Consider the following 24,223-nt stretch of genomic DNA (forward strand, 5'->3'; position numbering starts at 1 on the left):
AATGTTACGGCAGCTTAAATTCCAATTAGAAAAAGACACAAGATTCAGCGCTTGTGCCTTTGATCAGATTTTAGTTTAGTTTTTCTCATCACTATTAGGAATTAATTTTTCGATAAAATCATTTAACATTTTTTTATCGGTCGTTGTTAATTTGCCAACCTTTTTAAAGGTAATATCTCTCCGTGTTCTAGAAATTCCTCTAAGCGTTCCTACATCTATCCACGACTGCTTATGCAAACCTGCCTCTTTCCAATCCCTGATTGGATAATATAGATTTTTAATCGCTTCTGATTTTTTTTCATATTTCGTCGTGATACTGAAAAATGCCACTCGTTCCTCTTTATCCTCTACCACTAGAATTGGTCTTCTTTTTCCGCCTTGTCCGTTTGCAAAGGCTACATAGACCGTGACTATTTCATTACTCTTCATCTAGCCACTCAGCAATTTCTTTTTCTGTCTCTAACATTTTTATAGGCAGTTGTTTTGTCAGTTGTCTCAAACGAATATCTTGCTTGGTATCCTCGCTTAATTTTATGTCTATCGGAAACTCCCCTCTTTCTACGACTTGCTTATACAGGATCGTGATTGCTGTAGTGGGATTCATTCCTAATTCGCCTAATATCATTTCAGCAGTCTCTTTTAATTCTTTATCGATTCCTACTTGAATTCTTTCTTTCCTTTTTTTCACTTTTACCGCCTCTTTTCGGAGAACAATGTACTCATTTATAATAAAATACTCTCTATTTTGAGTTTATTATACTCTGAATTGCGCTTTAATTCAATTTTAGCCATATACCCATGCATTAAGGACAAATAATAAAAAGGCACCAAACATCCTTGTGCCTTTTGATCAGATTTCGATTTTCGTTTTTAAGCCATCGCTATACGCCATCTGCTGATCGGTGGTAATGACGATCCCATCGATACCTTCAAGCTGATTCAGTTCGGTTAATGCTTCCTGAGCATTTTTGCCAAATAAGCGCGTCGTCCAGATCTCACCGTCCAGCGATTTGTCGGATACGATCGTCAGGCTGGCTAGATCGGTTTGGATGGGATATCCAGTCCGGCTGTCAAAAATATGATGGTAGGTTTGACCCTGCCATTCGAATTTGCGTTCATAAATGCCTGAGGTCACGACCGATTCGTTCTGGGCTTTTACCACCGCGACATAGTTTCCTCGAGGCAGGAAGGGATTTTGAATACCGATTCGCCAACGTCCTTCTGCTCGTTGCGGCGCCGGTCCATAGGTCAGCACGTTTCCGCCTAGATCAATAAAGGCGGCATCGGCTTGGGCGGCTTTAAAATCGGCGATGATCTGATCGGCAAAGTAGCCCTTTGCTAATGCGCCGAGATCGATTGCCATGCCCGCATGTGCCAAGTAAACCGTCTGCTTTCCTTCATCTAAGTGGATCGCCAGCGGATCAATCAGAGGAAGCAGTTCTTGGATTTTTTCGGCGGATGGATATTTCGCGTCGGTGAAGCCGACCCGCCACTCCTGGATCAAAGGACCGATGGCGATATTCAGTGCGCTATCGGGTATCAAGCTTTGTTCTTTGCCGATTTTTATTAATTCAAATAAATCCGCAGCTACCTTGACTGGCGCAAGGCCTGCTTGATGATTGATTTTCATTAGTTCTGAGTCTTCTGCATTGGCACTGAAGCGCTGCTCAAAGTCCCGCAGTCGTGCTTCTGCTTTAGCTAATAATTCGTCTGCTTCAGGGTGCTGGACCCAAAGCTTGATGACCGTCCCCATCAGGTGCAGTGTTTTCTCACTCATGTTCGTGTTCCTTTCCTGCTCTTCTCCTAAACAGCTTAATCGATTTTTCATCAGAACAAAAGAGAAACTTCGGGAATTGTTTTGTATCCGCCAATGTAATCGCTTATACTTCTAGGTGTGAAAGAAAAAATCTAAAGGGGGATTCTATGTTACTTTTATCTCGCGCCAATATCAAAGAAGTTTTTACTATGAAAGACGCCATCGAGGCGGACAAGACAGCCTTCCAATTATTCAGTGAAGGCAAAACCGATGTGCCCTTGCGCACTCAGATCGTGTCGGAAAAGCAGAATGGGACGTTCCTATTCATGCCTTCGTATGTTCCTGATTTAGATGCAGCAGCGGTAAAAGTCATCAATATTTTTCCTGACAATATTGATAAAGGCTTAGCATCTGCTCCGGCACAAGTGTTGTTGGTGGACGGCAAGACCGGCTATATCAATGCTTTGTTAGACGGCGTGACCGTTACTAAATTTAGAACTGGCGCTGCTTCGGGTGTTGCTCTTGATGTTTTAGGTCGCAAGGATGCGAAAAAAGGCGCTTTGATCGGGACTGGCGGACAAGCGGCGACTCAATTAGAAGCGATGGTTTGCGCCCGTGATTTGGAGACGGTCTATGTTTTCGATCAAAATCCTGAGCGGACAAAGGATTTCTCAGCCCAAATGAATGAAGAGCTGAAGGCTTATGGTACACAGATTTTACCAGCAGCTACCTCTGATGAAGCCATCAGTGACGCTGATTTGATCATCACAGTTACACCAGCGACTTCTCCTGTTTTTGACGGCAGCAAAGTCAAGGCGGGCGCGACTGTCAGCTGTGTCGGCTCTTATCAGCCCCACATGCAGGAAATGGACCCGGTGATTTTAGAACGGGCCAGCAAAATTTATTTTGATTCAGAAGAAGCGGTGCTTTCTGAGGCCGGCGATATTTTGATCCCGTTAGAGGACGGCACGATTACCAAAGAGGACTTCACTGGCGATATCGGTGAGGTATTGATGGGCAAAATCGGCGGCCGTGAGAATGATGAAGAAATCATCGTCTTCAAAACAGTCGGGATCGGCGCGCAAGACTTAGTTACCGCGCAAAAAATTTATGAACGGGCACTTGAAGAAAAAGTTGGGACGCAATGGTCTTAGCTTGATCAAAAAACTAGTTGGATGATATACGGCTTAAAAATGAATTCATAAATATGAAAAAGGAGGAATAAACCATGCCACATTTATCAGTCAGAATGTATCCCGGTCGTTCAAAAGAAGTAAAACAGGAGTTTGCGGACAAGCTGCAGGATTTCGTAGTGAAGGAATTAGGCTGTGAACCTAACGTCGTCTCTGTTTCATTCAAAGAGATCGACGCGGACAAATGGAAAGACGTGATCGGTGATGAAATCGCCGGTGAAGATGTTTATATCGAATCCGATTTCTAAGGAGGCCGTGGATGAAAGAACATGCGAGTATTTTTAACGACGTTTTAGGGCCGGTGATGATCGGTCCTTCCAGTTCCCATACCGCTGCTTCTGTTCGGATCGGTCGTGCCCTGCGCCAGATGGTCGCCGGCAAGATCACTTATTTTCAAGCGGACTTTGATCCTGAAGGCTCTTTGGCCGCAAGCTATATCAGCCAGTGTTCAGACATTGGTCTGGTGGGCGGCTTATTGGGGATGGACCCGACTGATAGTCGGCTGACGAGCGCCATTCAAATTGCAGAAGACGACGGGATGGAAATTCTTTTCCGTGTCATTTCCTATGAGAATAACCACCCCAACACCTACAAAATGACGATCAAAACCGATCGTGGTGAAGAGCTGGATGTTGTAGCTCTTTCGGTCGGCGGTGGAATGATCGAGATCATTGAGATTGATCACTTTGAAGTAGAAGTCACAGGCGGATTTTATGAAACGCTGCTCTTTGGCGATCAATTAACCGTATCAGAAACTGAACTGCCTGAAAAGATCAGCAAGTTCTGCTTTGCGGCGATCAAAGAGCAAGACGGTAAAACATTGCTGCATATCAAAACGCAGCAGGCCATTCCAGAAAACGAGATCGCCTGGCTGAATGAGCAGATGACGGTCGAACGCTTCATCGCCTTCGACCCTGTCCTGCCGATCATGTCGCAAAAGGAACCGAAAATGCTTTTTGCAACGGCGGAAGAAATGATCGCTGCGGCGAAAAAAGAAAAGCTGGATTTAGCGGATATGGCCCTGCGCTACGAAAGCCATCGCGGCAGTATTTCCGAAGAAGAGGTCTATCAAAAAGCCGAAGACATTCTTGAAATCATGGCTAACGGAATCAAGGTGGGCTTGGCGGGCACTTCCTACGAAGATCGAATGCTAGGCTCACAAGCACCGAAGATAAAAGCCAACCGCGACAAGCTGATCGGTGATGAGCTGCCAGCCAAAATCATCGAGAATATTTCCGCGTTGATGGAAGTCAAAAGCTCCATGAATGTCTTTGTGGCGGCACCTACTGCCGGTTCTTGCGGAGCCTTGCCGGGAACCTTGATCGCTGTCAGTGATTATCAGAAAAAATCGCACGATGAATTAGTTCGGGCCTTATTGGCCGCTGGAATGATCGGAGTCTTTATCGCGGAATACGCCACGTTTGCGGCAGAAGTTGCCGGCTGTCAGGCCGAATGCGGTTCGGGATCAGGTATGACGGCGGGCGCTTTGGTCCAATTAATGGGCGGCACCATCGAAGAAGCGGTAAACGCCGCATCCATGGGATTGCAAAATGTCTTTGGCATGACCTGTGATCCTATCGGTGTACGTGTAGAGGTTCCTTGTCTTGGAAAAAATATGATGTGCGGCATGAATGCGCTGGGCGCCGCCAATATGGCACTAGCCGGCTATGATGTCGTCGTTCCACTAGATGAGACAATCGAAAGCTTCAATAAAGTCGGACGGATGATCCCGCCAGAATTGCGTTGTACCGGTCACGCCGGCATCGCTCAAACACCCTCTGGTCTGGCGATCGCCGAACGCTTGGGCTGTCCGTTGGATTGCTGTTAATTGAATAGTTGAAAAAAACGGACTGAAAATAGCCGAACGACCATGTACTATCATTTTTGATAGCTGCAAAGTTGTTCGGTTTTTGTTTTCAGCTTAATAACTCAAGAGACTTTTTGAGTCATCCTCCTTTACAGCTCAAATTTTTTATTCAAAGAAGAAACCACTAAATTCAAGATATAAAAGAACTTATTTTCTATGCCAATAGTTCAGCAATTCACAAAAATTTAAAATTTTATAGTTTTTCCTTTCTTTTTATTGTTATAATAAAAGGAAAAAGACCTACGGGAGGACTTATGGCACAGATTATTTTTTATGTTTTGATTGGTCTGATGATCTTTCAAGCGCTCATGCTTGTGCGCGATGTTGTGACCCATCGTGATGATTTAGGACCAGGGAATTGGCTTATTAGTGGAATTATTGGCTTTATTGCAGACTTTGCGGACACGATTGGGATTGGGAGTTTTGCTCTTACTACCATGATGTTAAATGTTACAAAGCAAAACAATGACGACCGAAAATTACCGGGGATTTTGAATGTTGGACATGCGATTCCGGTATTGACGGAAGCTGTGATTTTCGTCACAGTCATCAAGGTTGATTCATTAACTTTAGTTACCTTGATTTTAGCAGCGATCGTCGGCTCTTGGTTTGGCTCAAAATACGTTACGAAGCTTTCGGAAACGGCTGTTCAGAAATGGATCGGCTGGGCACTTTTGATCACTGCTATTTTAATGTTGCTGCGCCAAACAGAAGTCATTGCCTTATTAGGTAAAGGCAATACGGCCATGGGATTGACCGGCGTTAAATTAATTGTCGGCATCATCGGAAACTTTTTCTTTGGAGCCTTAATGACTGTTGGTGTTGGTTTGTATGCGCCATGTATGGCGATGGTTTACATGTTAGGTATGACACCGTTAGCGGCTTTCCCGATCATGATGTGTTCATGTGCGGGCCTTCAACCAGTCGCAAGTATCAACTTCATTCGTGAAAAAGCCTACTCTAGAAAAATTGCGCTAGCGATCACGATCGGCGGGATTCCCGGCGTAATCATTGCCTCTCAATTCTTAATGAACCTAGACATTTCGATGGTTACTTATTTAGTTATTGTCATTATTTTCTATACTGGAATTCAATACATTCTAAAATCACGCAAAACTGCGGCAGCCTAGCGCACTCAGTTTTACGGTAAAAAAAACTCTGTACCTGATTTGATTTTGGTACGGAGCCTTTTTATTTTTCGATTCTATTTTCGCCTTTATGAAAGGCCTTGACCTTTTCCAAAATGAACAAGACACCCACTAAAATCAAAATCGAAAGCGACAATAATAAGGAATTGGTGCCGTTTCCGTGAGCCAGCAAAAGCTCCCGCAAAATAGCGGTGATGCTGATCAGGATCAAATAGCGGACAGGAATATGATGCCCTTCCTTGATATAGCGCAGCAGCATCAGGATAACCTCTAATAAAATAAAGAGGGTTGCGATCTCCTCGATCAACAGTGTCAGTTCGGAGACATTATTCAGCGGAATCACATGCATGACGATATTGAAGATGCCCTCTCCCATGACGATCACTACCACGACGATCAACAAAGCCAATAAAATATCCACGATCGTACTGATTGTTTTTTCAAACTTCAAAAAATAATTCTCTTTCATGGCCTGTCCCCCTTAGTCGATTTCATTTAAAGTATAGCAATTCTTTATTTAAATCAGAAAAGATACGCACCAAAAAAGGCTCCGCCAATTCAAACAGCCGCTTGCTGTAATCGAATTGCGGAACCTTTCTTTATTATGAATGTAATTTTGCTTCTTTGGCTAAGGCTAAACAACCGATCGTGCCGGCGTTGTTGCCTAATTTTGGTGTCACGATATAGTCTTCCAAATCAGGTGTTTTCACGTAATCATTCACCAGCTCTTTGAAACGAGCGCGCACTTTTTTGACCAAGTGCTCTTGCTGCATCACGCCGCCGCCAAAGATGATCACATCTGGTGAAAACATCAAGGTCGTATTATACGCACATTGGGCGATATAATCGGCTTCGATCTCCCAATACGGATCGTCTTCGCTCAAGTCTTGGCCTTTGCGTCCTAAACGTTTCTCGATCGCTGGACCAGCCGCCATGCCTTCTAAGCAATGTCCGTGGAATGGACAGCTGCCTTCAAAATCATCATTCGGGTTGCGGCTTACCAGCACGTGACCCATTTCCGGATGACTAAAGCCTTCGATAAAATTGCCTTTTTGCAGCGCACCGCCGCCAATCCCTGTGCCGATCGTATAATAAACGACACTGTTGACACCATCGCCGCGCCCCTTCACATACTCGCCGTAACAAGCTGCATTGACATCGGTTGTCCAAGCGATCGGCAAGTCGAATTCATTTTTCAACGCACCGACAAAGTTATAATTCTGCCACGCTAGTTTTGGTGTCGAAGTGATGTAGCCATAGGTTTTCGAATCGCGATGGATATCGATCGGACCGAATGAACCGACACCGATACTTACCAATTGTTCTGCATACTGCTTGAAAAAGCCGATCACTAAGTCCATCGTTTCTTCTGGTGTCGTCGTAGGATAGCTGACCCGTTCGACGATCTCCAGCTCACTATTTCCCACCGAGCAAACAAATTTTGTACCGCCGGCTTCGATCCCGCCAAATAATTTTTCCACTAAGCTTCACTCGCAATCATTTAGATTTATTCAACATACAAGGTCACGAATTTTGCGTGCCCGATGTTCTCAAGCTCTATTGTATCATTATTTATTGACAGCGGTTCCTTCGTTTTTTCTTTCAGGTCAACTTTTTCTGCCGTTTTGATTGGGTGCTTGAAGCTGATCGCTGCTCGACCCTCTTCTTCCAACAGTCCATTATACAGACGCAGGATATACCCCGGGCGGTCCTCGGCCTTTTTCAAAACACTCAAGGTCAAATTGCCTGTGATGCTCAAAAGACTAAAGCTTGCCGGCAGTGTTTGTTCCACATCCCCCAAAGTGAAAATCAGGCGGGAATTCAGGAATTCCGCGTATTGATAGACTTCGATCGGTGTAACAGCTTGCTTCGCTAATTGGGCGACATTGGCTTGATCAAAGCCTTCCGCAAAATAGGCTACCGAAAATTCAAAGCTCATGGTTTTATGGCACTGCGCATCCGGAGTCGCGATCACCGTTTCACCGGAAGCACGACCGGGACGATACATCAGATTTTCTTTGCCCATGAAGCCATAGGTCCGGAAGATCGTTAAACGGATCGTATCGAATTGCTCGCCAATAATTTCATATTCCCGCACGCCCTTCGGCATCACAGCGACTCCCCGACCGTCATCGAATAATCCAGCAAAGCTTTGACACGTTTCAATCGCGATCGGCTGTTCGTTCCATTGGTCTTTATTAGCTTCCCAAAGAGCCATTTCCTTTTCAAAAACAACCGGACGTTGCAAGGTACCGAATTGCTGGTCGGCAATCGAGAACTTCGAAGCGATCCCAGTATCAAACAGCACACAAACACGATGACTGTCCACGTTTTGATTCTCAACGGTCAGCTTGAAATCTAACAACGGTGATCCTTTCTTCAAGGCTAATTCAAGTGTGATCGGTAATTTCGCAGAGGCTTTTTGCTCAGCCCGCTCAGTTAGATCCTTTGGTACCGTTAGTAAAAATTCTACGCGTACCGATTGATAGATCGCTGACTGCTTGATCGTGACTTGAGGTTCAGCCTCGCTAGAAGAAATCACCCAATCCTTCATTGGCGGCGAATAGTTGAAGGAATCTCCATCATCGCCATTTTCTTCAATGATCCCCTGATTCTGATAAAGAACCTCATTGGCTTTGTCTAAAATATCTAAAGAACCATTTTTGTTAATGGTAATTCGATAATGCTCATTTTCAATCGTATCACTTGAAAGCTCTTGGATCGGCGCGCTGCTGTCACCCTTGAGATCAATCGTTAATTGCGTATAGCCCATGCTTGGCACTTCTGTTGTTTCAAAGGCGATTTTAGCTTTATAGACCTTCTCCGGCAAATAGATCTCCTTGACCTGATTCAGCACATTGCCTTGATTTAAGACATATTCGGTTTGGTCGATCAGTTCTAAAATCGTGTAAGGCAGAGAATTCCCCGCTTGATCAAGAATTGCGAAATTCTGCTGCGGCAAGTAAACCTCCGCTTCGACCACACCATCGCGAATCGTGTCATAGGTATTGAAAAGTGTGAAGGTGATTTCTTGTGCCTGCGGATTATTGATCGCCGTTGAGATTTGGCGCAGAGTCAGCTCTACTAGGTTCATAGAAATATCCCGCGCCTGCTTGTAACGCATATAGACATCTTCGTTGGTAGTATCAGATACGCAAGAACCGATCGAATCATGCGCCGCAGTCTCAAACATCAGCTTCCAAATTTCTTTGACCGTTTCGACTGGATACTCAAAGCCGAGCTGCATCGCCATCGTCAATACAGGCTCCATCACGTTTACTAGATAATGCTGAATTTTTGTATTCAGCGCTTTTAAGTCCGGCCGGGAAGAAAAGATCGTTTTGTGGATACGCATCAATTTACCGTTGATCAGCTCTCCAGCGATTTCCTCCAATTCTGGCTGGCGTTCTTTGACTGCGGCGATATACTTTTCAATCGTTGAAAATTGCAGCTCGTATTCGTCTTGATAAAGCTCATTCATTTGATCGACAAGTTCCGGCAAGTTCTCTCTTACCGGCGCTTGGTCAAAGCCATTCGGAAAATAAACTTGATCGGTTGAACTGCGGCCCCAAGTTGTTTTAAATGGTTCTTGATGCAGGAATTCTGCCAAATCAGCTTCCCGTTCTGGAATCGCACCGCCGATGTAATACCCGCTGGGAATTTGATAGACATTGACTACTGATCCATCTTCGCCCCGCCATTTGTATTCTGTGTGGGCCACATCATCATCACTCACCCCGCGCCAGAACATCGTGTCGCTGATACCAAACTCGCGGTAAATTTGCGGCATACTGGCGGCTTGGCCAAAGGAATCCGGCACGTAGCCGACATTCATATAATCGCCGAAATCTTCACAGATTTTCATACCGTACAGCATATTACGGACAATGCTTTCACCAGAAATCACCAGCTGATCCGTTTGGGTGTACCATGGACCAATGATCAGCTTGCCTTGTTGGACCAGCTTTTCGATCCGCCCTTTATCCTGCGGACGCCATTTCAAATAGTCATCCAGCAAAGAAGCCTGTCCATCTAAAATAAAGCTCTCATAGGGATTCTCTTTTTCCAACTGTTCTAAAACTTTTTTCAAGTCGTGCATCAAATAAATTTTTGAGCGGCTGGTAGTAAAATACCACTCGCGATCCCAATGACTGTGAGGTACTACGTGTACTGTTTTTTTCATGCAAAAATCCCTCTCGTTTGATTAAAATAATAAGAAAGGCTTCACGAACTCGTTCAGCTTTTACCAGTTCTACTTCACGCTTTAGCGTGATTAGTGGAATGGTATGCGTAACAACAGTCAGAAGCATTTTTCGCGATTTTTGAAAAATGATTTCCTACATTGGAGTTAGCTGAGCAATAAGACTAAAATTTTGATAAGTTGTCAAGAAACACAGCGATCTTTAGGAGCTGATGTTGATTGATACCTACTTGGCGTTTCTCAGTCTTAACAAAATTTTCGCTTATTGTCGATAAAGCTAGTTCGTGAAGCCGGACATCAAAACACCCGTAATAATAATTATTTAACTTGTAAAGAACATGGTTTCGCTATAGTACACTCAACGATTTTCACCGTCAGTGCCTATTAATTTTTATTTTGTCTAGTTTAGCGAGTTCGCTATACTTTTCTTACTAATTTTCAAAGCTGATATCGATATCGTCGAGTTCAATTTCTTCAGTTTGTTCTTCCTGTTTATTGAAGTTGACGAATAATGGTGCTACGAATCCGATGAAGGCTGCTCCGACGAACAATCCGATCAAGTAAGCCCAGCCGTTACCAACTGTGAAGAAGCCGTAGATTCCACCAACCGGCGGCATTTTCGCGTACATACCAAGTGCAATTCCCAAGCCTGATGCGATCGCCCCGCCGATCATGTTGACCGGAACTAAACGCAGCGGATTCACCAATGTAAATGGAATCGCGCCTTCAGTGATCCCGATAAAGCCCATGATAAAGTTGTTACGTCCGGCATCCAATAATTCTTTATTGAAGCGTTTTTTATGGAACACAGTTGCTAAGGCATAGCCAAACGGTACCGCACAAATTGCTACGTTTACGATAATTGCTGGTAGATACACGCCTTCTGCTAATAAAACATTGCCTGCCATCCAAGCGGCTTTATTGACTGGTCCGCCTAAGTCAGAACCGATCATGGCACCCATAATCATCGCCAATAAGATCTTGTTCACATCGTTTTCGATCATGTTGCGAATCCAATCAACGAGACTGGTATTAATCCACGCCAGCGGTTCGGATAACAGTGCCCCCATCACGATTGCCACCGATAGAGTCGCGATCAGCGGCAGGATGACTAACGGCATAACACCTGAGAATGATTCTGGTAATTTGATTTTTTCTTTTGACCATTTTACTAAGTAACCTGCTAAGAAACCGGCGATTACAGCGCCAAGGAATCCTGCGTTCGTACTTGTTGCGACTGCTCCGCCGATAAAGCCGGCACCTAAAGCAGCTTTGTCACCAATCGAATAAGCAATAAATCCAGCTAATACGGTGTTGATCAAACCAATCCCGGTCCAACCAACCTGTTCAATCAAATAAAGTGCATGCTTGAAGCCCTCTGCTTCTGCATATGGATCTAAACTCGTTAACCCCATGCCCAGCGCGATCATTTTCGGAATCGCGACAACCAACGAAGCACCAATAATCAACGGCAGTACAAAACTGATTCCACTCATTAAGTGGCCTTTTACATCTGCTAGAACTTTCTTCATCATTCTTGCCCCTTTTCTTTAATTTGCCTGTCTTTGCTCAACAGCGGCGATACATTTCTTCAAAACAGCTTCTGGTGCTTTGATGCAGGTATTGATATTCACGCGAAGCTGCGGTTTTCCTTCAAAGCGTTCCAAACCAACGACCTTTTGATCCGTTGCCAACAGTAAAAAATCGGCCTCTTTTGCTTCTGCTGCGGTGATCTCATTGACTTGCCCTAATGAACCTTGTTGTTCGATTTTGACATCATACCCTAATTTCACACCAGCTTTTTCCAAAGCCTTAGCAGCCATCGGTGTATGGGCCAAGCCTGCCGGACATGCGGAAATTCCTACGATTTTCATATGATTTTCTCTCCTATCATTACCTTTTTGATCAATTCTACTAATTGGGTTTTATCCTCTGATTCTTGAATCTGCTGAATAAATTCATCTTCCAATAAAGCCGTCGCCAAACGACTCAGCATTTCCAGATGGACGGTGCCTTCGTCTTCTTTTGGAACCATCAAGGCAAAAATATTTTTAACCGCCGAGTCATCAAAGGTTTCCCATTCGACTTCGTGGGCCAAACGAATGAATAAAACAGTCGGCGCCAAGACCGTGTCCGCCTTTGCATGCGGGATCGCAAAGCCATCCTGCAGTCCGGTAGAATATTCTGCTTCTCGTTCGTTAAAAGCCTTGCAGGTCTCAGCCGCATTCGCAACGTAACCTGATTCATACGCATAATCTGCAATGACTTCAAATAATTCTTCTTTCGAAGCGACCGCCACATCTAACAGGATATTTGATTCTTTAAAATCCATATCGGAAGCCCCTTTCTCATTTGTTTATTTTTGAATCATGTAACGTTTTGCTTTACACGTTTAATTTACGAGGTTTGAGCTTTTATGTAAACACTTCCAATTGCCAACTAATTTGGCAATCATTAGTAAAGCGTTTTCCAAAAGCACTTCCAACTTTTTTGGAAAAATGCAGTACGGCTGAAAGATTTCAATCTTTTCTTCTATATTGTATGATTGGGTTAAGAACAGGAGGTGAACCACGTGTCAAAGCTTGCTTACCAACGATTAGATGACCTATTAGAATTACTAGCTAAACAAACCACCCCGCTGCCGATGAAGGAATTAGCCAAGAGCTTTTCTATTTCCGAGCGAACGGTGCGGACAGATATTGCGAATCTGAACGATTTATTAAGCAATGTTGGGGCTGCGATCACGCTGGTTCGAGGTCAAGGGTATTTACTGAAGGTTCTTTCTAAAGAACAGTTCAATAATTGGTGGACTGAAAGCATGTCTTCTGCGGATTCTTTTTTGACCACTAGTGAAGAACGACAGGCATATTTACTCTTTCTTCTATTTAAGAATGAAACCCCTTTATCATTGGACGATTTTTTGGATCAGCTGTTCATTAGTAAAAATACCTTTTACTCCTATTTAAAAACGGCCCGCGACAACTTAATGACCTATCAATTAAAAATCGTCAATCGGCCGAATATTGGTTTTGAGATTTTAGGAAATGAGTTTGCGAAGCGGCAGGCGATCAGTGATCTGTTGATCGAAAAGGATTTACAGGAATATTTAGTCGGCTTCACCGAGATGGAACTGGCGCTATTTGATAATATCGACCTGGATCTTTTACAGGAATTAGAGCTGAAGCATCTCGCTCCTTTGGAATTGCTGGATTCGGACTATTACCATAAAAATATTCTTTCTCATTTCGCGTTAGCGATCAGCCGCTTCTTGGCTGGTCATGAAATGACGGAGTTTCCTTTGCGTGTGCCGGTGTTAAAACCGCATGCTCAAAAAATACTTTGCCATTTTTTAGCCGCGCTGGACCAAGCCTTTGATATTCAGTTAACCAATGGGGAAAAAGAATATTTTACCTACTATCTAGCATTGAATGCTCCGCGCTTAGTTGAGACAGAAGCGGCCAGCAATACATCTAGTGAAACGGCCGCCGCGATCGTTGATGAACTATTGCAGGCCATCAAACGAACCTCGAATTTTGACTGGATCGAAGACAAGATGCTGGTTGAAGACCTGACTTCCCATATCGAAGGCTTTATCAATATGAATTTGATGGAAGCGCGCCGCAGCAATCCCTCACTGGCGACGATCAAGAAATCCTTTCCGCAGGCTTACGACCTGTGTTTGACTCATTTAGAAATATTAGGCAAAAAGCACGGATTGTATTTTTCGCAGGATGAGGTCGGATATATCGCCCTTCATATCGCTGGTGCGATGGAAAGAAATTCCATCAACGATCACCGGAAATATCGCGTGATTTTGGTTTGCGGGACCGGCCGTGCCATGAGCCGCATCATCGAAGCCAAGATCAATAAATACTATCAAGAAACCATCGAAGTAGTCGATCGCCTTTCTTATGTAGAGCTGCAGCAGCACAATCTGTCAACGGTTGATTTTGTGATCACGACGGTACCGCTGGAGCAATTGAGTATCCCTCATATCTATATCAATATGGCAAAATTAGATAAAGAAATCGTTAAAATCGAACACTTCATAGAAAATTTTAATGAGGCGAATGATGAGATTTATTCCTTGTTCCGCGAAGAGCTTTATTTACACACCGATGTGGACGATAAAGATCAGCTGTTGAAAAAAATGACTCAGCAACTATACCAAAAAGGCTTTGTGCCAGAAGGCTTCCACGACAGCATTATGAAACGCGAGGCCATCAACCAAACCAATATCAACGAATGGCTGGCGATTGCCCATCCGATGTCGCTATTAGCCGAGCAATCCGCGGTATCTGTCGCGATCATTCCCAATGGCGTGGACTGGGGCAACGGCGATCTGGTAAAATTCGTCTTTCTGTTTGCCATCAGCAAAGAAGACTATGAAGATACCGGTGAAATCTACAGCCTGCTGCTGGAATTGATGGAGCGAGAAGATATCCAGCAGGCGATCCTGCAGCAAAACGATTACCAAAGCTTTTTAAAACACATCAAACAATTATAAAAGGAGCTGGAAAAAATCCCAGCTCCTTTTATCTATTTCAATGCTGCTTTGATGGTCTTGGCTGCTTCCACTGGATCAGCCGCATTCAAGATTCCGCTGCCAACGATCACGATATCCGGATCTAATGCAACATACTCTCCAACGGTTTCACTGTTGATCCCGCCTGCGACAGCGATCTGCGCCTTTTTCGCATACTGCTTCAATTCCTGCAAATCCTCCAGCGGCGTTCGTCCGGCATGCTGCTGATCCACCCCTGTATGAACCGCGATCACGTCCACGTCTAAACTTTCTAATACGGGAACACGCCTCGCAAAATCCGGCACACAAATTAGATCCACCATCACCTGCCGTCCTTGCTTTCGCGCCTGCTCCACACATCCCTTAATGGTCAAATCATCGGTGATTCCTAAGACAGTCACATAATCAGCTCCAGCATCATAGGCTAACTGCGCCTCATATTCACCCGCATCCATGATTTTCGCATCACATAATACTTCAACTTCTGGATAGTTTTCTTTTATTTGTCGTACCGCTTCTCGACCGGCATCAATCAAAAATGGGGTGCCGACTTCGATGATATCCACATACGAATGTACTCGCTCCAGCACCTCAAGAGCTTCCTTCAAGTTGAATTCATCAATCGCTAATTGCAGCTTCATGCTGTTCCTCCTCGTCTATTCTAGGTTCGCGTGCTTTTCAAATGCCCGATCAGTTGGTATTTTTTGCTCAAGCGCCAATTCAACGATCAAGGAGTCCGCTAATAACAGGACCGCTTCTTCAAACATACTGCCACCTGGTAAAATGCCCTTTTGATTTTCTTCGCTTTCAGGAAGCTTGTCGGTATAGGCTGGAATCCTGATCACGCCGCTTGATAATTTTGCTAAAGTCGAATCTGGAAAAACAGTCATACTGATAATCTTTCCGCCAATTTCACTCGCTTTGTTCGCTGTATTGATCAATGACGACGTCTCGCCTGAAGCACTGGCTAGTATCAATAGATCCTCTGGCAAAAAAGCCGGTGTTGTTACCTCTCCGACAACGTAAACTTCATAGCCCAGATGCATCAAGCGCATCGCCAACCCCTTCAGCATCAATAACGAACGGCCGGCACCTGAGACAAAAATCCGCCGTGCCTGTTTGATACTAATCGCTAGCTGGTCAATCTGCTTTTGATCGATGCTCCTTAGCGCGGCAGCCAGCTCCATCGCTGCCGTGTAGGCCACCTCTTTGGTTTCCATCTTACTCCTCCTCATTTTTATAGCTCGCAACGAACATGTCCAACGTTCCTGAAAATGCTAATTGACTGATTCCCGCAGGCACGAATAGCGTCTCACCCTTTGAGACCGCGACATCATTTACCGTACCTTTACCCTCTACCACCGTGATAAAGGCAAAACGCTCCAGCTGATAACTGCCCTGCGTCTTCGTTTTGATGCGGCTTAAACTATATAATCCCGGCTCGTCCCAATAATCGGTAATTTCACAGCCAGCCGTTTGATACGGTTCAGCCCAAACAAACCCTTTTGATGTGTCTGGAACCAAAACATTTTCCAACACCTTGTCGATATGCAATTCTCTTTCTTCACCTGTCGCCGGATCAATTCTTCCATAATCATACAAACGATAGGTCAGATCCGCATTGCGAGAAATATTATAGGTCAGCACATCGCGATTGATAGCATGCAAGGTCCCAGCAGGAATATCAATGAAGTGATCCTTCTTGGCCGGCAAATATTTTAACAACTTGCCCCAATCACCTGCCTGCGCCCATTCTGCGAACTCTGCTTTATTTTTCGCATGGTGGCCAAATTCAATCTTGCCATCAGCAGGAGCATCCAAAATCACCCATGCTTCCGGTTTTCCCCGCGAGTTGTCATGCTTTAGAGCATAGTCATCATCAGGATGAAGCTGAACCGATAAATCCGCCAAAGGGTCCAACAAATTCACTCGTATCGGCAGTTCCTCTGTATCGCAGTCAAACCAATCCGGATATGCAGTATAAAGCTGCGAGAGCGTCAGATCTGTCCCTGCTACAGGACAATCGGCTGCCCCGGGTAACGCAACGACATTGTAAACCTCTCCGATCGGATAAATATCTGTCTGATAATTGAACGTTTCCAGCATTCGTTTGCCGCCCCAAATTCGCGCTTCAAAAAATGGCAAAATCTTTAGTAGCTGTTTTTCCATTGAAAACCCGCCCTTCCTATTCTTCCTTCACTCCAAATTATAAAGGGCTTACATAAAATTAACCACACAAAAAAAGAGCGAATGGCTCGCTCAGTTTTTTACATCTTTTCCAAAATTTCTTTTGTGACGGCAACTTGGCCCAGCTTAACAAATAATTTGTCAAAGAAGACGTGATGCAGCTCGCCATCACGATCGGCACAGGCATCTTCAACAACGATAACCTTGTATCCGTGTTGATAAGCCTCTAAAGCTGTCGCATAAACGCCGTTGGATGTTGCTACACCTGTCAAAATGACCGTATCGATACCGCGTCGGCGCAATTGCAGATCTAAATCCGTTCCAAAGAAAGCTCCGTGATTATGCTTCGTTACCTTGATGACATTTTCGGCTTCTCCATCTTGAACGATCGGCATCACATATTCTAAAAATTCAGCTAGTAAATTTCCATAGCCTCTGTCGCTGCCATTTCGATTCAAAAATCGCATCGTCGTTGGATCGACATTGACTAACGTGATCAAACCGGCTGTATTTTTCATAGTTTGCGCCAATTGATTATTTTTTTCTACAACTTCTGAAGCAGTATAGGGCTGCAAATCGCCAGATTCCATAATTCCTTTTTGCAAATCGATGACGACCAAAGCCGTTCTCGCTAAATCCAAATTCTCCATATAAAACACTCGCCTTCTAAATTTCAAAAAGTTTCCTTCGTAATCTACGCCAATTTTTGCTGAAAATCCAGCCAAACCAGCTAATTTAAGAAGTAAAGCGTTTCATTTAATATTTGTGAAGCTAGTTGGAACTAGGTACAATAGGTGTAAACTCAGCAGTTTCCTACAAAGGAGGAATTTCTTATGAAAAAAGCATTGCTCGTCGTGCATCGATATAAATCAGAAGACGATGATGACTGGGGGTCTGTCGCAAAGGATTACGGAACTTCGGATTTGGTTGAGAACATCTCAAAGATGCATCCAAGCCCTGATTGGCGTCCCGCAACTTTGACAGAAGCCAGAGAATTAATGCACAAGGTCAAAATCGATCGGCTGATCCTAGTTCCCATGCTGAAAGATTACATCGAAGAACTGAATGCTTATCCCGATGTTCAGGTCGATTGTCTAACCGCTGATGAATACGGCAAGATAAGTAAACCGCCCTTCGCCTTTCTCAGAAAAGACTACCTCAATTGATTATTCCCGCTAAAAAACCACTCTCCTTTTTGGAAAGTGGTTTTACTTTATGCTTGTTCAGTTAAAAATTGAGACACTGCACCGATCAGATTGGCCTGGTTCAAGAATTTGCATGGCATGATTGAAGCCTTCAATTCCTTCGCCCCTTTTTTGAGCAATAATTTCTGCACCCGTTCTTCTATGTTCAGCAATAAATCTTCCCGCGTCGAAATTCCGCCGCCGATCAATACCCGGTCCGGGTCCAATGAAATTAAAATATTATAGATGCCGATACTTAACGCCTGATAGAGCTGATCGATCTGCTCCTGTGCCAGTTCATCGCCTGCTTCAGCTAAGTCGAAAATCTCTTTGCTGGTATATTCGCGGCCATCTGCCTTAATTTTTGAAAAACGTTCCGACATAGCAACCGGGCTGCCAAGATCGCTGAGTGTTTCCAACGTGTCATTATTCATGATCTGATAACCAAACTCGCCGCCAAATAAATTTGATCCCGGACGTAATTTTCCATTGATCGCGATCCCGCCGCCGATCCCTGTTCCGATAATCATCAGCGCCGCAGACTCTAAGCCTTTGGCATTTCCTTGCCAAAGCTCTGCTAACGCCGCGCAATTCGCATCATTTTGAAAAGAAACCGGCACACCTAGAAATTCTGCCAATTCTTGTTTGATCGGAAAACGATGAAGATAAGGCACAGCACTCACGCCATAGATCACGCCCTCTTCAGCATCCACCGCTCCCGGTGCACTGATCGCCACTCCGTCGGTGATTTGATGCTTCTCTACCAACATTTTTAAATACGCTTTCATTTCATCCCAAGTTTTTGGTGTCTCAAAACTGGGCAGCTCGATTAACGCTTCATTTTCCCATAATCCGCTTTTGATCGCCGTTCCGCCGATATCGATCGCTAAGATTTTTTGATTCATTGATTGATCCTCCTAGTTAGTACTTACTAGATCAAATTTTAAAGAAGATCGTCCCTCGTTACAATATCCTTCTTACCCAAAAAAACAAATTCCAACAAAAAAACCAATCATAAACGATTGATTTTTTGTCCTGATCATTATTATTCATGAAAAACTCATACTAACCGATCCACGTCATACTCAAAACCGTTTTGATCGCTAAGCTCTCTATAGAATTCGCCGCTTTTCTTAATCGTACGTTTTTGTGTAGGCAGATCAAGTGAAATCAAACCATAGCGATTCTTATAAGCATTGATCCATGACCAGCAATCGATAAAGGTCCATAGATGGTAACCTTTGATATTGCAGCCATCGTTGATTGCTTTCCAAAGATAAGCTAAATGATCTTGAATATACTCGATACGATAATCATCGATTACTTGTCCCGTTTCATCCATGAAGCGTTCTTCGTTCGCTACACCCATCCCATTTTCAGAGATGAAGGCTTCAATATTTCCATAGTTTTCTTTAATATCCATGCATAAATCATGGATACCCTTTTCATAGATTTCCCAACCGCGATACTCATTCATTCGACGTCCCGGCATCACATGATTTTCGAAAAACCACTCCGGTAAAAATGGTCCCTCTGGATTAATAGCCGTTAAGCGGGCTTTTACACGTCGTGGTTCGTAGTAATTCAACCCTAGAATTTGAGCCGTGTTTTCGTTGATACAAGCTAAATCCTCTTGCGTATAATCTACTGGCAACTGGTCATGATCCCGTAAAAGTGCCACCAATTTTTCTGGATATTCGCCTTTGACCATCGGATCTAAAAAGCTGCGAACATAAAATAAATCAGCAATTTCTGCCGCCTTCACATCTGCAGGGTTTTGGCTTCGTGGGAATGTTGGGCTCAAGTTCAAGATGACGCCGATTTTACTGTCCAGCTTACGTTCCTTGTGAGCGGCGATTGCCTTTGCATGTGCCAAGATCGTAAAATGAGTTGCCTGTGCGCCACGCTTAAAATCGATTATATTAGGATAGTGGAAATCTTCTAAATACGAACCCAAAATTGGGCCTAACGGTTCATTAAAAGTAAACCAATGATATACCAAGTCACCAAACTCTTTGAAACAGGTATCCGCAAAGTTCACATAAGCATCAACAACTTCCCGCGACTCCCAGCCGCCCTTATCCTGTAGAGCTACCGGCATATCAAAATGATACAAATTTGCAAATACCTTAATGTCGTTATTGTTCATCTCGGTAAATAGATCACGATAAAATTCGATCGCTTTTGGATTCACCTCACCTACTCCATCGGCTGGAAACATTCGCGCCCAAGAGATCGAGACCCGGAAAGAATTATGACCTGTTTGTTTCATCAACTGCACATCTTCTTTATAACGATGAATATGATCGGTCGTCGTTTCTGAACTAATACCTTGATAAAATCGATAAGGTTGTTCTCTGTACCAACGCTCCCAAACTGTTTCTGCTTTTCCTGTTTCACCACGTCCTTCTGACTGCTCAGCCGACCACGCAGAGCCCCACCAAAAATCCTTTGGAAATGTTAATTGCTGTTTATTCATTATATCCTCCTCGTGTTAAAAGAATTTTCTAGTAAAAATAATTCAATCTTCAAACCATATATAAGGTTTTCTTGAATGCCATCTCATCATAACATCGCTTTCTCAAAAATGGAATAGATTTTATTTTAAAAATATATACTTTTAAAATTGTTTTATTCTTTTATCTATAAAAGCATTGCTAAAACAGGGTAAAAGTATATAATTATTTATATCTTTAAACACTTGTTCAAGGAGGTCACAATGAGGAAAAATGCCAAATACATGGAAGTTTATTTAGATGTAAAGAGAAAGGTTGAGGATGGTACTTATGCTATCGGAGAAAAGCTGCCGACAGGACCTGAGCTGGCTAAACAGTATAGCACCAGTAAATTAACTGTTAAAAAGGGTTTGGACATGTTAGTTTCTGAGGGTGTTCTTCATAGTCGAAGCGGGTTTGGTACAGAAGTTTTACGCAAACCAATCGATAATTCGAAAGTGTTTGGTCCTAGTGAAGGCTTGATGAGCGTGGTTGGCGAAGATCATGTCGATTCAGAGATCCATACTTTCTCAATTGAACTGCCTTCAAGAAAGGTAGCCGAAAAACTACAGTTGGATGAAAAGGAATACATCTATAATATCATCCGCAGCCGTTTTGTTGATCAGCAGCCATATTCATTGGAACAAACTTTTATGCCGCTTTCCATCATTCCAGGATTGGAGCCAAAGCATCTTAAAAAATCAGTTTACTCCTATATTCGCGATGATCTGCACTTAGAGATCAATGCCTCTCATGTTTGGATGAAAGGTGTACTGGCAACAGAGTTCGATGCTAAAATCTTAGGAATTGATGTTGGTGATTTTATGATTGAGATAGAAAAGAGTGTTTCTTTGACAAACGGTACGCCTTTTGAATATTCCATCACGCGACATCTGTACCAAGACTTTGTTTTTGAAGCTGTCTTTGTCGAGAATTGATTTAAGAGCTGAGTAATCCAGCTCTTTTTTTCTTGCTCTCTAAATAAAAATATATATTTTTAAACAAAAGTATTTACTTTTTCCAAGATCCGTTTTATTATGTAATCAAGGTAAGTGCTTACAAAGAATAAAAATATAAGGAGAAACTATCGTGGAGAAAAACAATAAAAAGGAACAGCTCTTTGAACGCTTTGGTATTATCGCAACAAAGCTAGGAAATCAGATTCATATGCGGACATTACGAGACGCATTTGCCACATTCATGCCCTTTATGATGTTGGCCGGCTTCGTTACTCTAATCAACTACGTTATCTTAGAACCAACTGGATTTATGGGGAAAATCGTAAATCCTTCAACCTTGATGAAGATCCAAGAAATTGGCATGTCAATCGCTAACGGAACCTTGAGCATCACTACATTGCTAGTTGTCGCTGCAGTCTCTTATCATATGTGTGTCAGTAGAAATTATACAAATCATATTGCGGCGGTTTTAGTTTCGATCTCAACTTTCATAGTATTGACGCCAATGAAAACAATGTTCACACCGGAAAATGCAAAAAATGCGATCGAAGTTACTGGTGTTATTCCAGGATCACACACGGGTGCTTCCGGTATGTTTGTCGGTATTTTCGTGGGTCTCTTAGCTACTGAACTTTTTATCAAACTGTCTACTAATGAAAAACTACAAATTAAATTATCGGGAAATATCCCACCAGCAGTATTGAAATCATTTAATGTATTAATCCCGATCATGATTACTGTCACATTATTTGCAATTCTTTCCTTTGCCGTGAATCAGCTTTTCAATATGGACGTAAATGGTTTAATCACTAAGGCAATCACAGGTCCGTTGAGTCATATAACTACTGGTTTACCTGGTTTCGTCTTGATTACTTCGATCGCGAATCTATTCTTTGGCTTCGGGATTCACCAAGCAGTTATTTCTGGTTCATTACTTGATCCATTTTTGTTGCAAAACATGCAGGAAAATATGGCGGCATATGCCAACCATGAACAAATTCCTCATATCATTAATATGGCTTTTAAAGATACGTTTGCTGTAATGGGCGGTTCCGGGAATACGATTGCTTTATTGATCGCAATCTTTGTTTTCAGTCGTCGTAAAGATTACAAGGACTTCGCCAAACTGTCTGTTACTCCCGCTCTATTCAATATTAGCGAGCCGATCATCTTTGGTCTGCCGATTGTATTTAACCTAAGCTTGATTATTCCTTTCGTCTTGGCTCCAATCTTCTCTTTGGTGACAGCCTATTTTGCGACTGCCGCAGGATTAATCAATCATGTCGTTGTTCAAATACCATGGACCACTCCACCAGTCATCTCAGGATTCTTGGCAACTGGCGGTGATTGGCGTGCCGCAGTCCTGCAAATCATCATCATCGCAGTAAGCGTGTTTATCTATCTGCCATTCCTGCGGATCGATGAACATGTGACAGCTAAGATGGCTCAAAATGAAGCAGCCACTGATACTGTAAACTAAAACAAAAGGCAAGCAAAACTGACACAAGTTCAGATTTGCCTGCCTTTTTTATTTGAATAATTCTTAGTACGCCCCTGAAACTGCACCATTTGATGTATCGTAAGAATTACTTGAGAAGGAAGGTTTTCCTTTCGTCGTTACATCGGCACCATTTTTTAAGACTTTTAAATTTCGAACTTTGATAGGTGTATTCGTATTGAAATGCAAGATGTAGGCATTGCTTCCTGGAATCAAGCTTGTTTTATATTGTCCCACCAGACTGTTGTTAACAAACGTTTGCATGTAGCCCGATGAAAAATACTTCACTCGAAGTTTTACAGATTGTCCATTAGCGATGCGCGGTGCATTTGTATTTACAGAATAATACTGCTGACCATAAACACCGGAATTTGACGGAAAATTGATGTTCGTCGTGTTAATTCTTCCTTGGGCAAAATTGGCGTCTGATCCCGCCTGGTAGTGCAGCCCTACCCCAACTTGTCCGCAGGCCTTGCCATTTCCCGCGATAACGAACTGCATCTCATAATCGCTCTTATTTCCCGACATAGCCACATCAGCTGAAAAATCAACCGTTGCATTTCCGCCTAGACTTGCTTGATCAAAAGGTTTGTTTGAATACAACAAACGATACGAGCCAGAAACGCCTTGCTCGACACCGCCAAGTCCTGTGATGTTAACATCGACTTTCTTTGGTGTGACGCCCGAACTCGAACTTCCGCCGCCGCCCGTTGAAGCTTTCGTCGAATAGAATCCGATCCCCTCATAGCGCCAGCCGACTCTTACTAAATTATTTTTTTCATACTCATGCAGCGTGTAATGGTGGGTTCCGGTTTTTGCATTAGGATTATATAAACGATAAACAGGAACACTTCCTCCTGACTGCCAAGAGATTCCTTCGTAGCGCCAGCCCACTTTCACTAAATGATTTTTTTCGTTTGCGTTAACAGTATAGTGATGGTCGCCGCCGTTGTTTGGGTTATATAAGCGATAAACGGCCGCACCTTTAGCAGGTGTTTCCCAAGCAGTTCCTTCATTACGCCAACCGACTTTTACTAAATGATTGCGCTCGTTCGTATTCGCCGTGTAGTGATGCTCCCCCGAATTTGGATTATAGACCCTCAGCAAAGTCGCAGCATCAACATCTTCAGCATTGATAAATAGTGCGCCGCCAAGCAATAACGCTGCGGCAGCAAACATACCCGATAAAAGCTTTTTCATCTACAGTTCC

General features: G+C 43.4%; 24 protein-coding genes. 8 read left to right on the forward strand and 16 right to left on the reverse strand.

The features are described from left to right. Positions 1-75: 75 nt before the first annotated feature. The 3 genes from FFR60_RS04070 to FFR60_RS04080 form a co-directional block, all read right to left on the reverse strand. On the reverse strand, positions 76-429 hold the full coding sequence (locus FFR60_RS04070) for a type II toxin-antitoxin system PemK/MazF family toxin (protein WP_088934508.1): 354 nt from the start codon (positions 427-429) through the stop codon (positions 76-78). Further along, complete coding sequence (locus FFR60_RS04075; protein ID WP_137663151.1) at positions 419-688, reverse strand: type II toxin-antitoxin system RelB/DinJ family antitoxin; 270 nt, start codon at positions 686-688, stop codon at positions 419-421. Before FFR60_RS04075 ends, FFR60_RS04070 begins: the two co-directional genes overlap by 11 nt. Before the next feature lie 162 nt (positions 689-850). Then, positions 851-1,777 carry an FAD:protein FMN transferase gene (locus tag FFR60_RS04080; RefSeq protein WP_137663152.1) on the reverse strand — a complete coding sequence of 309 codons (927 nt, stop codon included), beginning with the start codon at positions 1,775-1,777 and terminating at the stop codon, positions 851-853. 146 nt (positions 1,778-1,923) lie between these two features. Between FFR60_RS04080 and FFR60_RS04085 the strand changes: the two genes are divergently transcribed. From FFR60_RS04085 to FFR60_RS04100, 4 genes are all read left to right on the forward strand, one after another. Then, entirely contained in the window at positions 1,924-2,910 is a 987-nt protein-coding gene (locus FFR60_RS04085; protein WP_137663153.1) for an ornithine cyclodeaminase family protein, read from the forward strand. A gap of 74 nt (positions 2,911-2,984) precedes the next feature. After that, positions 2,985-3,197: a tautomerase family protein gene (locus FFR60_RS04090; RefSeq protein ID WP_137663154.1), complete on the forward strand. Its 213-nt coding sequence runs from the start codon at positions 2,985-2,987 to the stop codon at positions 3,195-3,197. A gap of 11 nt (positions 3,198-3,208) precedes the next feature. Next, positions 3,209-4,777, forward strand: a complete 1,569-nt coding sequence (locus tag FFR60_RS04095) for an L-serine ammonia-lyase, iron-sulfur-dependent, subunit alpha (RefSeq protein ID WP_137663155.1) — start codon at positions 3,209-3,211, stop codon at positions 4,775-4,777. 293 nt (positions 4,778-5,070) lie between these two features. Further along, a complete protein-coding gene (locus FFR60_RS04100; RefSeq protein WP_137663156.1) occupies positions 5,071-5,946 on the forward strand; it encodes a sulfite exporter TauE/SafE family protein in 876 nt (291 codons plus the stop codon). A gap of 61 nt (positions 5,947-6,007) precedes the next feature. Here the strand turns inward: FFR60_RS04100 and FFR60_RS04105 are convergent, their stop codons facing one another. The 6 genes from FFR60_RS04105 to FFR60_RS04130 form a co-directional block, all read right to left on the reverse strand. Next, a complete protein-coding gene (locus tag FFR60_RS04105) occupies positions 6,008-6,433 on the reverse strand; it encodes a phosphate-starvation-inducible PsiE family protein (RefSeq protein ID WP_137663157.1) in 426 nt (141 codons plus the stop codon). A 133-nt stretch (positions 6,434-6,566) separates the two neighbouring features. Continuing rightward, complete coding sequence (scrK, locus tag FFR60_RS04110; protein WP_088934498.1) at positions 6,567-7,445, reverse strand: fructokinase ScrK; 879 nt, start codon at positions 7,443-7,445, stop codon at positions 6,567-6,569. A 26-nt stretch (positions 7,446-7,471) separates the two neighbouring features. After that, entirely contained in the window at positions 7,472-10,147 is a 2,676-nt protein-coding gene (gene mngB / locus FFR60_RS04115) for a mannosylglycerate hydrolase (protein WP_137663158.1), read from the reverse strand. Between the two features lie 449 nt (positions 10,148-10,596). Beyond that, complete coding sequence (locus FFR60_RS04120; RefSeq protein WP_137663330.1) at positions 10,597-11,697, reverse strand: PTS fructose transporter subunit IIC; 1,101 nt, start codon at positions 11,695-11,697, stop codon at positions 10,597-10,599. Positions 11,698-11,715: 18 nt separating this feature from the next. Further along, positions 11,716-12,039, reverse strand: a complete 324-nt coding sequence (locus FFR60_RS04125) for a PTS fructose transporter subunit IIB (RefSeq protein WP_088934495.1) — start codon at positions 12,037-12,039, stop codon at positions 11,716-11,718. After that, positions 12,036-12,497 (reverse strand): PTS sugar transporter subunit IIA, encoded by a 462-nt coding sequence (locus tag FFR60_RS04130; protein ID WP_137663159.1) that lies wholly within the window; start codon positions 12,495-12,497, stop codon positions 12,036-12,038. Before FFR60_RS04130 ends, FFR60_RS04125 begins: the two co-directional genes overlap by 4 nt. Before the next feature lie 240 nt (positions 12,498-12,737). On the opposite strand from FFR60_RS04130, the gene FFR60_RS04135 reads away from it, so the two are divergent. Beyond that, on the forward strand, positions 12,738-14,672 hold the full coding sequence (locus tag FFR60_RS04135) for a BglG family transcription antiterminator (RefSeq protein WP_137663160.1): 1,935 nt from the start codon (positions 12,738-12,740) through the stop codon (positions 14,670-14,672). A gap of 32 nt (positions 14,673-14,704) precedes the next feature. On the opposite strand, the gene hxlA is transcribed toward FFR60_RS04135, so the two are convergent. The 4 genes from hxlA to FFR60_RS04155 form a co-directional block, all read right to left on the reverse strand. Then, positions 14,705-15,331 carry a 3-hexulose-6-phosphate synthase gene (hxlA, locus tag FFR60_RS04140; protein WP_137663161.1) on the reverse strand — a complete coding sequence of 209 codons (627 nt, stop codon included), beginning with the start codon at positions 15,329-15,331 and terminating at the stop codon, positions 14,705-14,707. Positions 15,332-15,346: 15 nt separating this feature from the next. Then, complete coding sequence (gene hxlB, locus FFR60_RS04145) at positions 15,347-15,910, reverse strand: 6-phospho-3-hexuloisomerase (RefSeq protein WP_137663162.1); 564 nt, start codon at positions 15,908-15,910, stop codon at positions 15,347-15,349. 1 nt (position 15,911) lies between these two features. Beyond that, positions 15,912-16,859 (reverse strand): class I mannose-6-phosphate isomerase, encoded by a 948-nt coding sequence (locus tag FFR60_RS04150; protein WP_137663163.1) that lies wholly within the window; start codon positions 16,857-16,859, stop codon positions 15,912-15,914. A gap of 98 nt (positions 16,860-16,957) precedes the next feature. After that, positions 16,958-17,527, reverse strand: coding sequence for an isochorismatase family protein (locus FFR60_RS04155; protein ID WP_137663164.1), 570 nt, complete (start codon positions 17,525-17,527; stop codon positions 16,958-16,960). A 183-nt stretch (positions 17,528-17,710) separates the two neighbouring features. Between FFR60_RS04155 and FFR60_RS04160 the strand changes: the two genes are divergently transcribed. Beyond that, positions 17,711-18,043 carry a hypothetical protein gene (locus FFR60_RS04160; protein ID WP_137663165.1) on the forward strand — a complete coding sequence of 111 codons (333 nt, stop codon included), beginning with the start codon at positions 17,711-17,713 and terminating at the stop codon, positions 18,041-18,043. Positions 18,044-18,090: 47 nt separating this feature from the next. On the opposite strand, the gene FFR60_RS04165 is transcribed toward FFR60_RS04160, so the two are convergent. Together FFR60_RS04165 and FFR60_RS04170 are read right to left on the reverse strand one after the other, a co-directional pair. Then, positions 18,091-18,966, reverse strand: coding sequence for an ROK family protein (locus tag FFR60_RS04165; RefSeq protein WP_088934487.1), 876 nt, complete (start codon positions 18,964-18,966; stop codon positions 18,091-18,093). Between the two features lie 155 nt (positions 18,967-19,121). Next, positions 19,122-20,540: a glycoside hydrolase family 1 protein gene (locus FFR60_RS04170; protein WP_137663166.1), complete on the reverse strand. Its 1,419-nt coding sequence runs from the start codon at positions 20,538-20,540 to the stop codon at positions 19,122-19,124. 240 nt (positions 20,541-20,780) lie between these two features. On the opposite strand from FFR60_RS04170, the gene FFR60_RS04175 reads away from it, so the two are divergent. Together FFR60_RS04175 and FFR60_RS04180 are read left to right on the forward strand one after the other, a co-directional pair. Beyond that, a complete protein-coding gene (locus FFR60_RS04175) occupies positions 20,781-21,494 on the forward strand; it encodes a GntR family transcriptional regulator (RefSeq protein ID WP_137663167.1) in 714 nt (237 codons plus the stop codon). Between the two features lie 151 nt (positions 21,495-21,645). Next, the gene (locus FFR60_RS04180; RefSeq protein ID WP_137663168.1) at positions 21,646-22,995 is read left to right on the forward strand and encodes a PTS sugar transporter subunit IIC; all 1,350 of its coding nucleotides are present in this window, start codon (positions 21,646-21,648) and stop codon (positions 22,993-22,995) included. A 63-nt stretch (positions 22,996-23,058) separates the two neighbouring features. On the opposite strand, the gene FFR60_RS04185 is transcribed toward FFR60_RS04180, so the two are convergent. Continuing rightward, a complete protein-coding gene (locus tag FFR60_RS04185) occupies positions 23,059-24,213 on the reverse strand; it encodes a hypothetical protein (protein WP_137663169.1) in 1,155 nt (384 codons plus the stop codon). Between the last annotated feature and the right edge of the window lie 10 nt (positions 24,214-24,223).

Source organism: Enterococcus hulanensis, from assembly GCF_005405485.1.
Classification (GTDB): domain Bacteria; phylum Bacillota; class Bacilli; order Lactobacillales; family Enterococcaceae; genus Enterococcus_A; species Enterococcus_A hulanensis.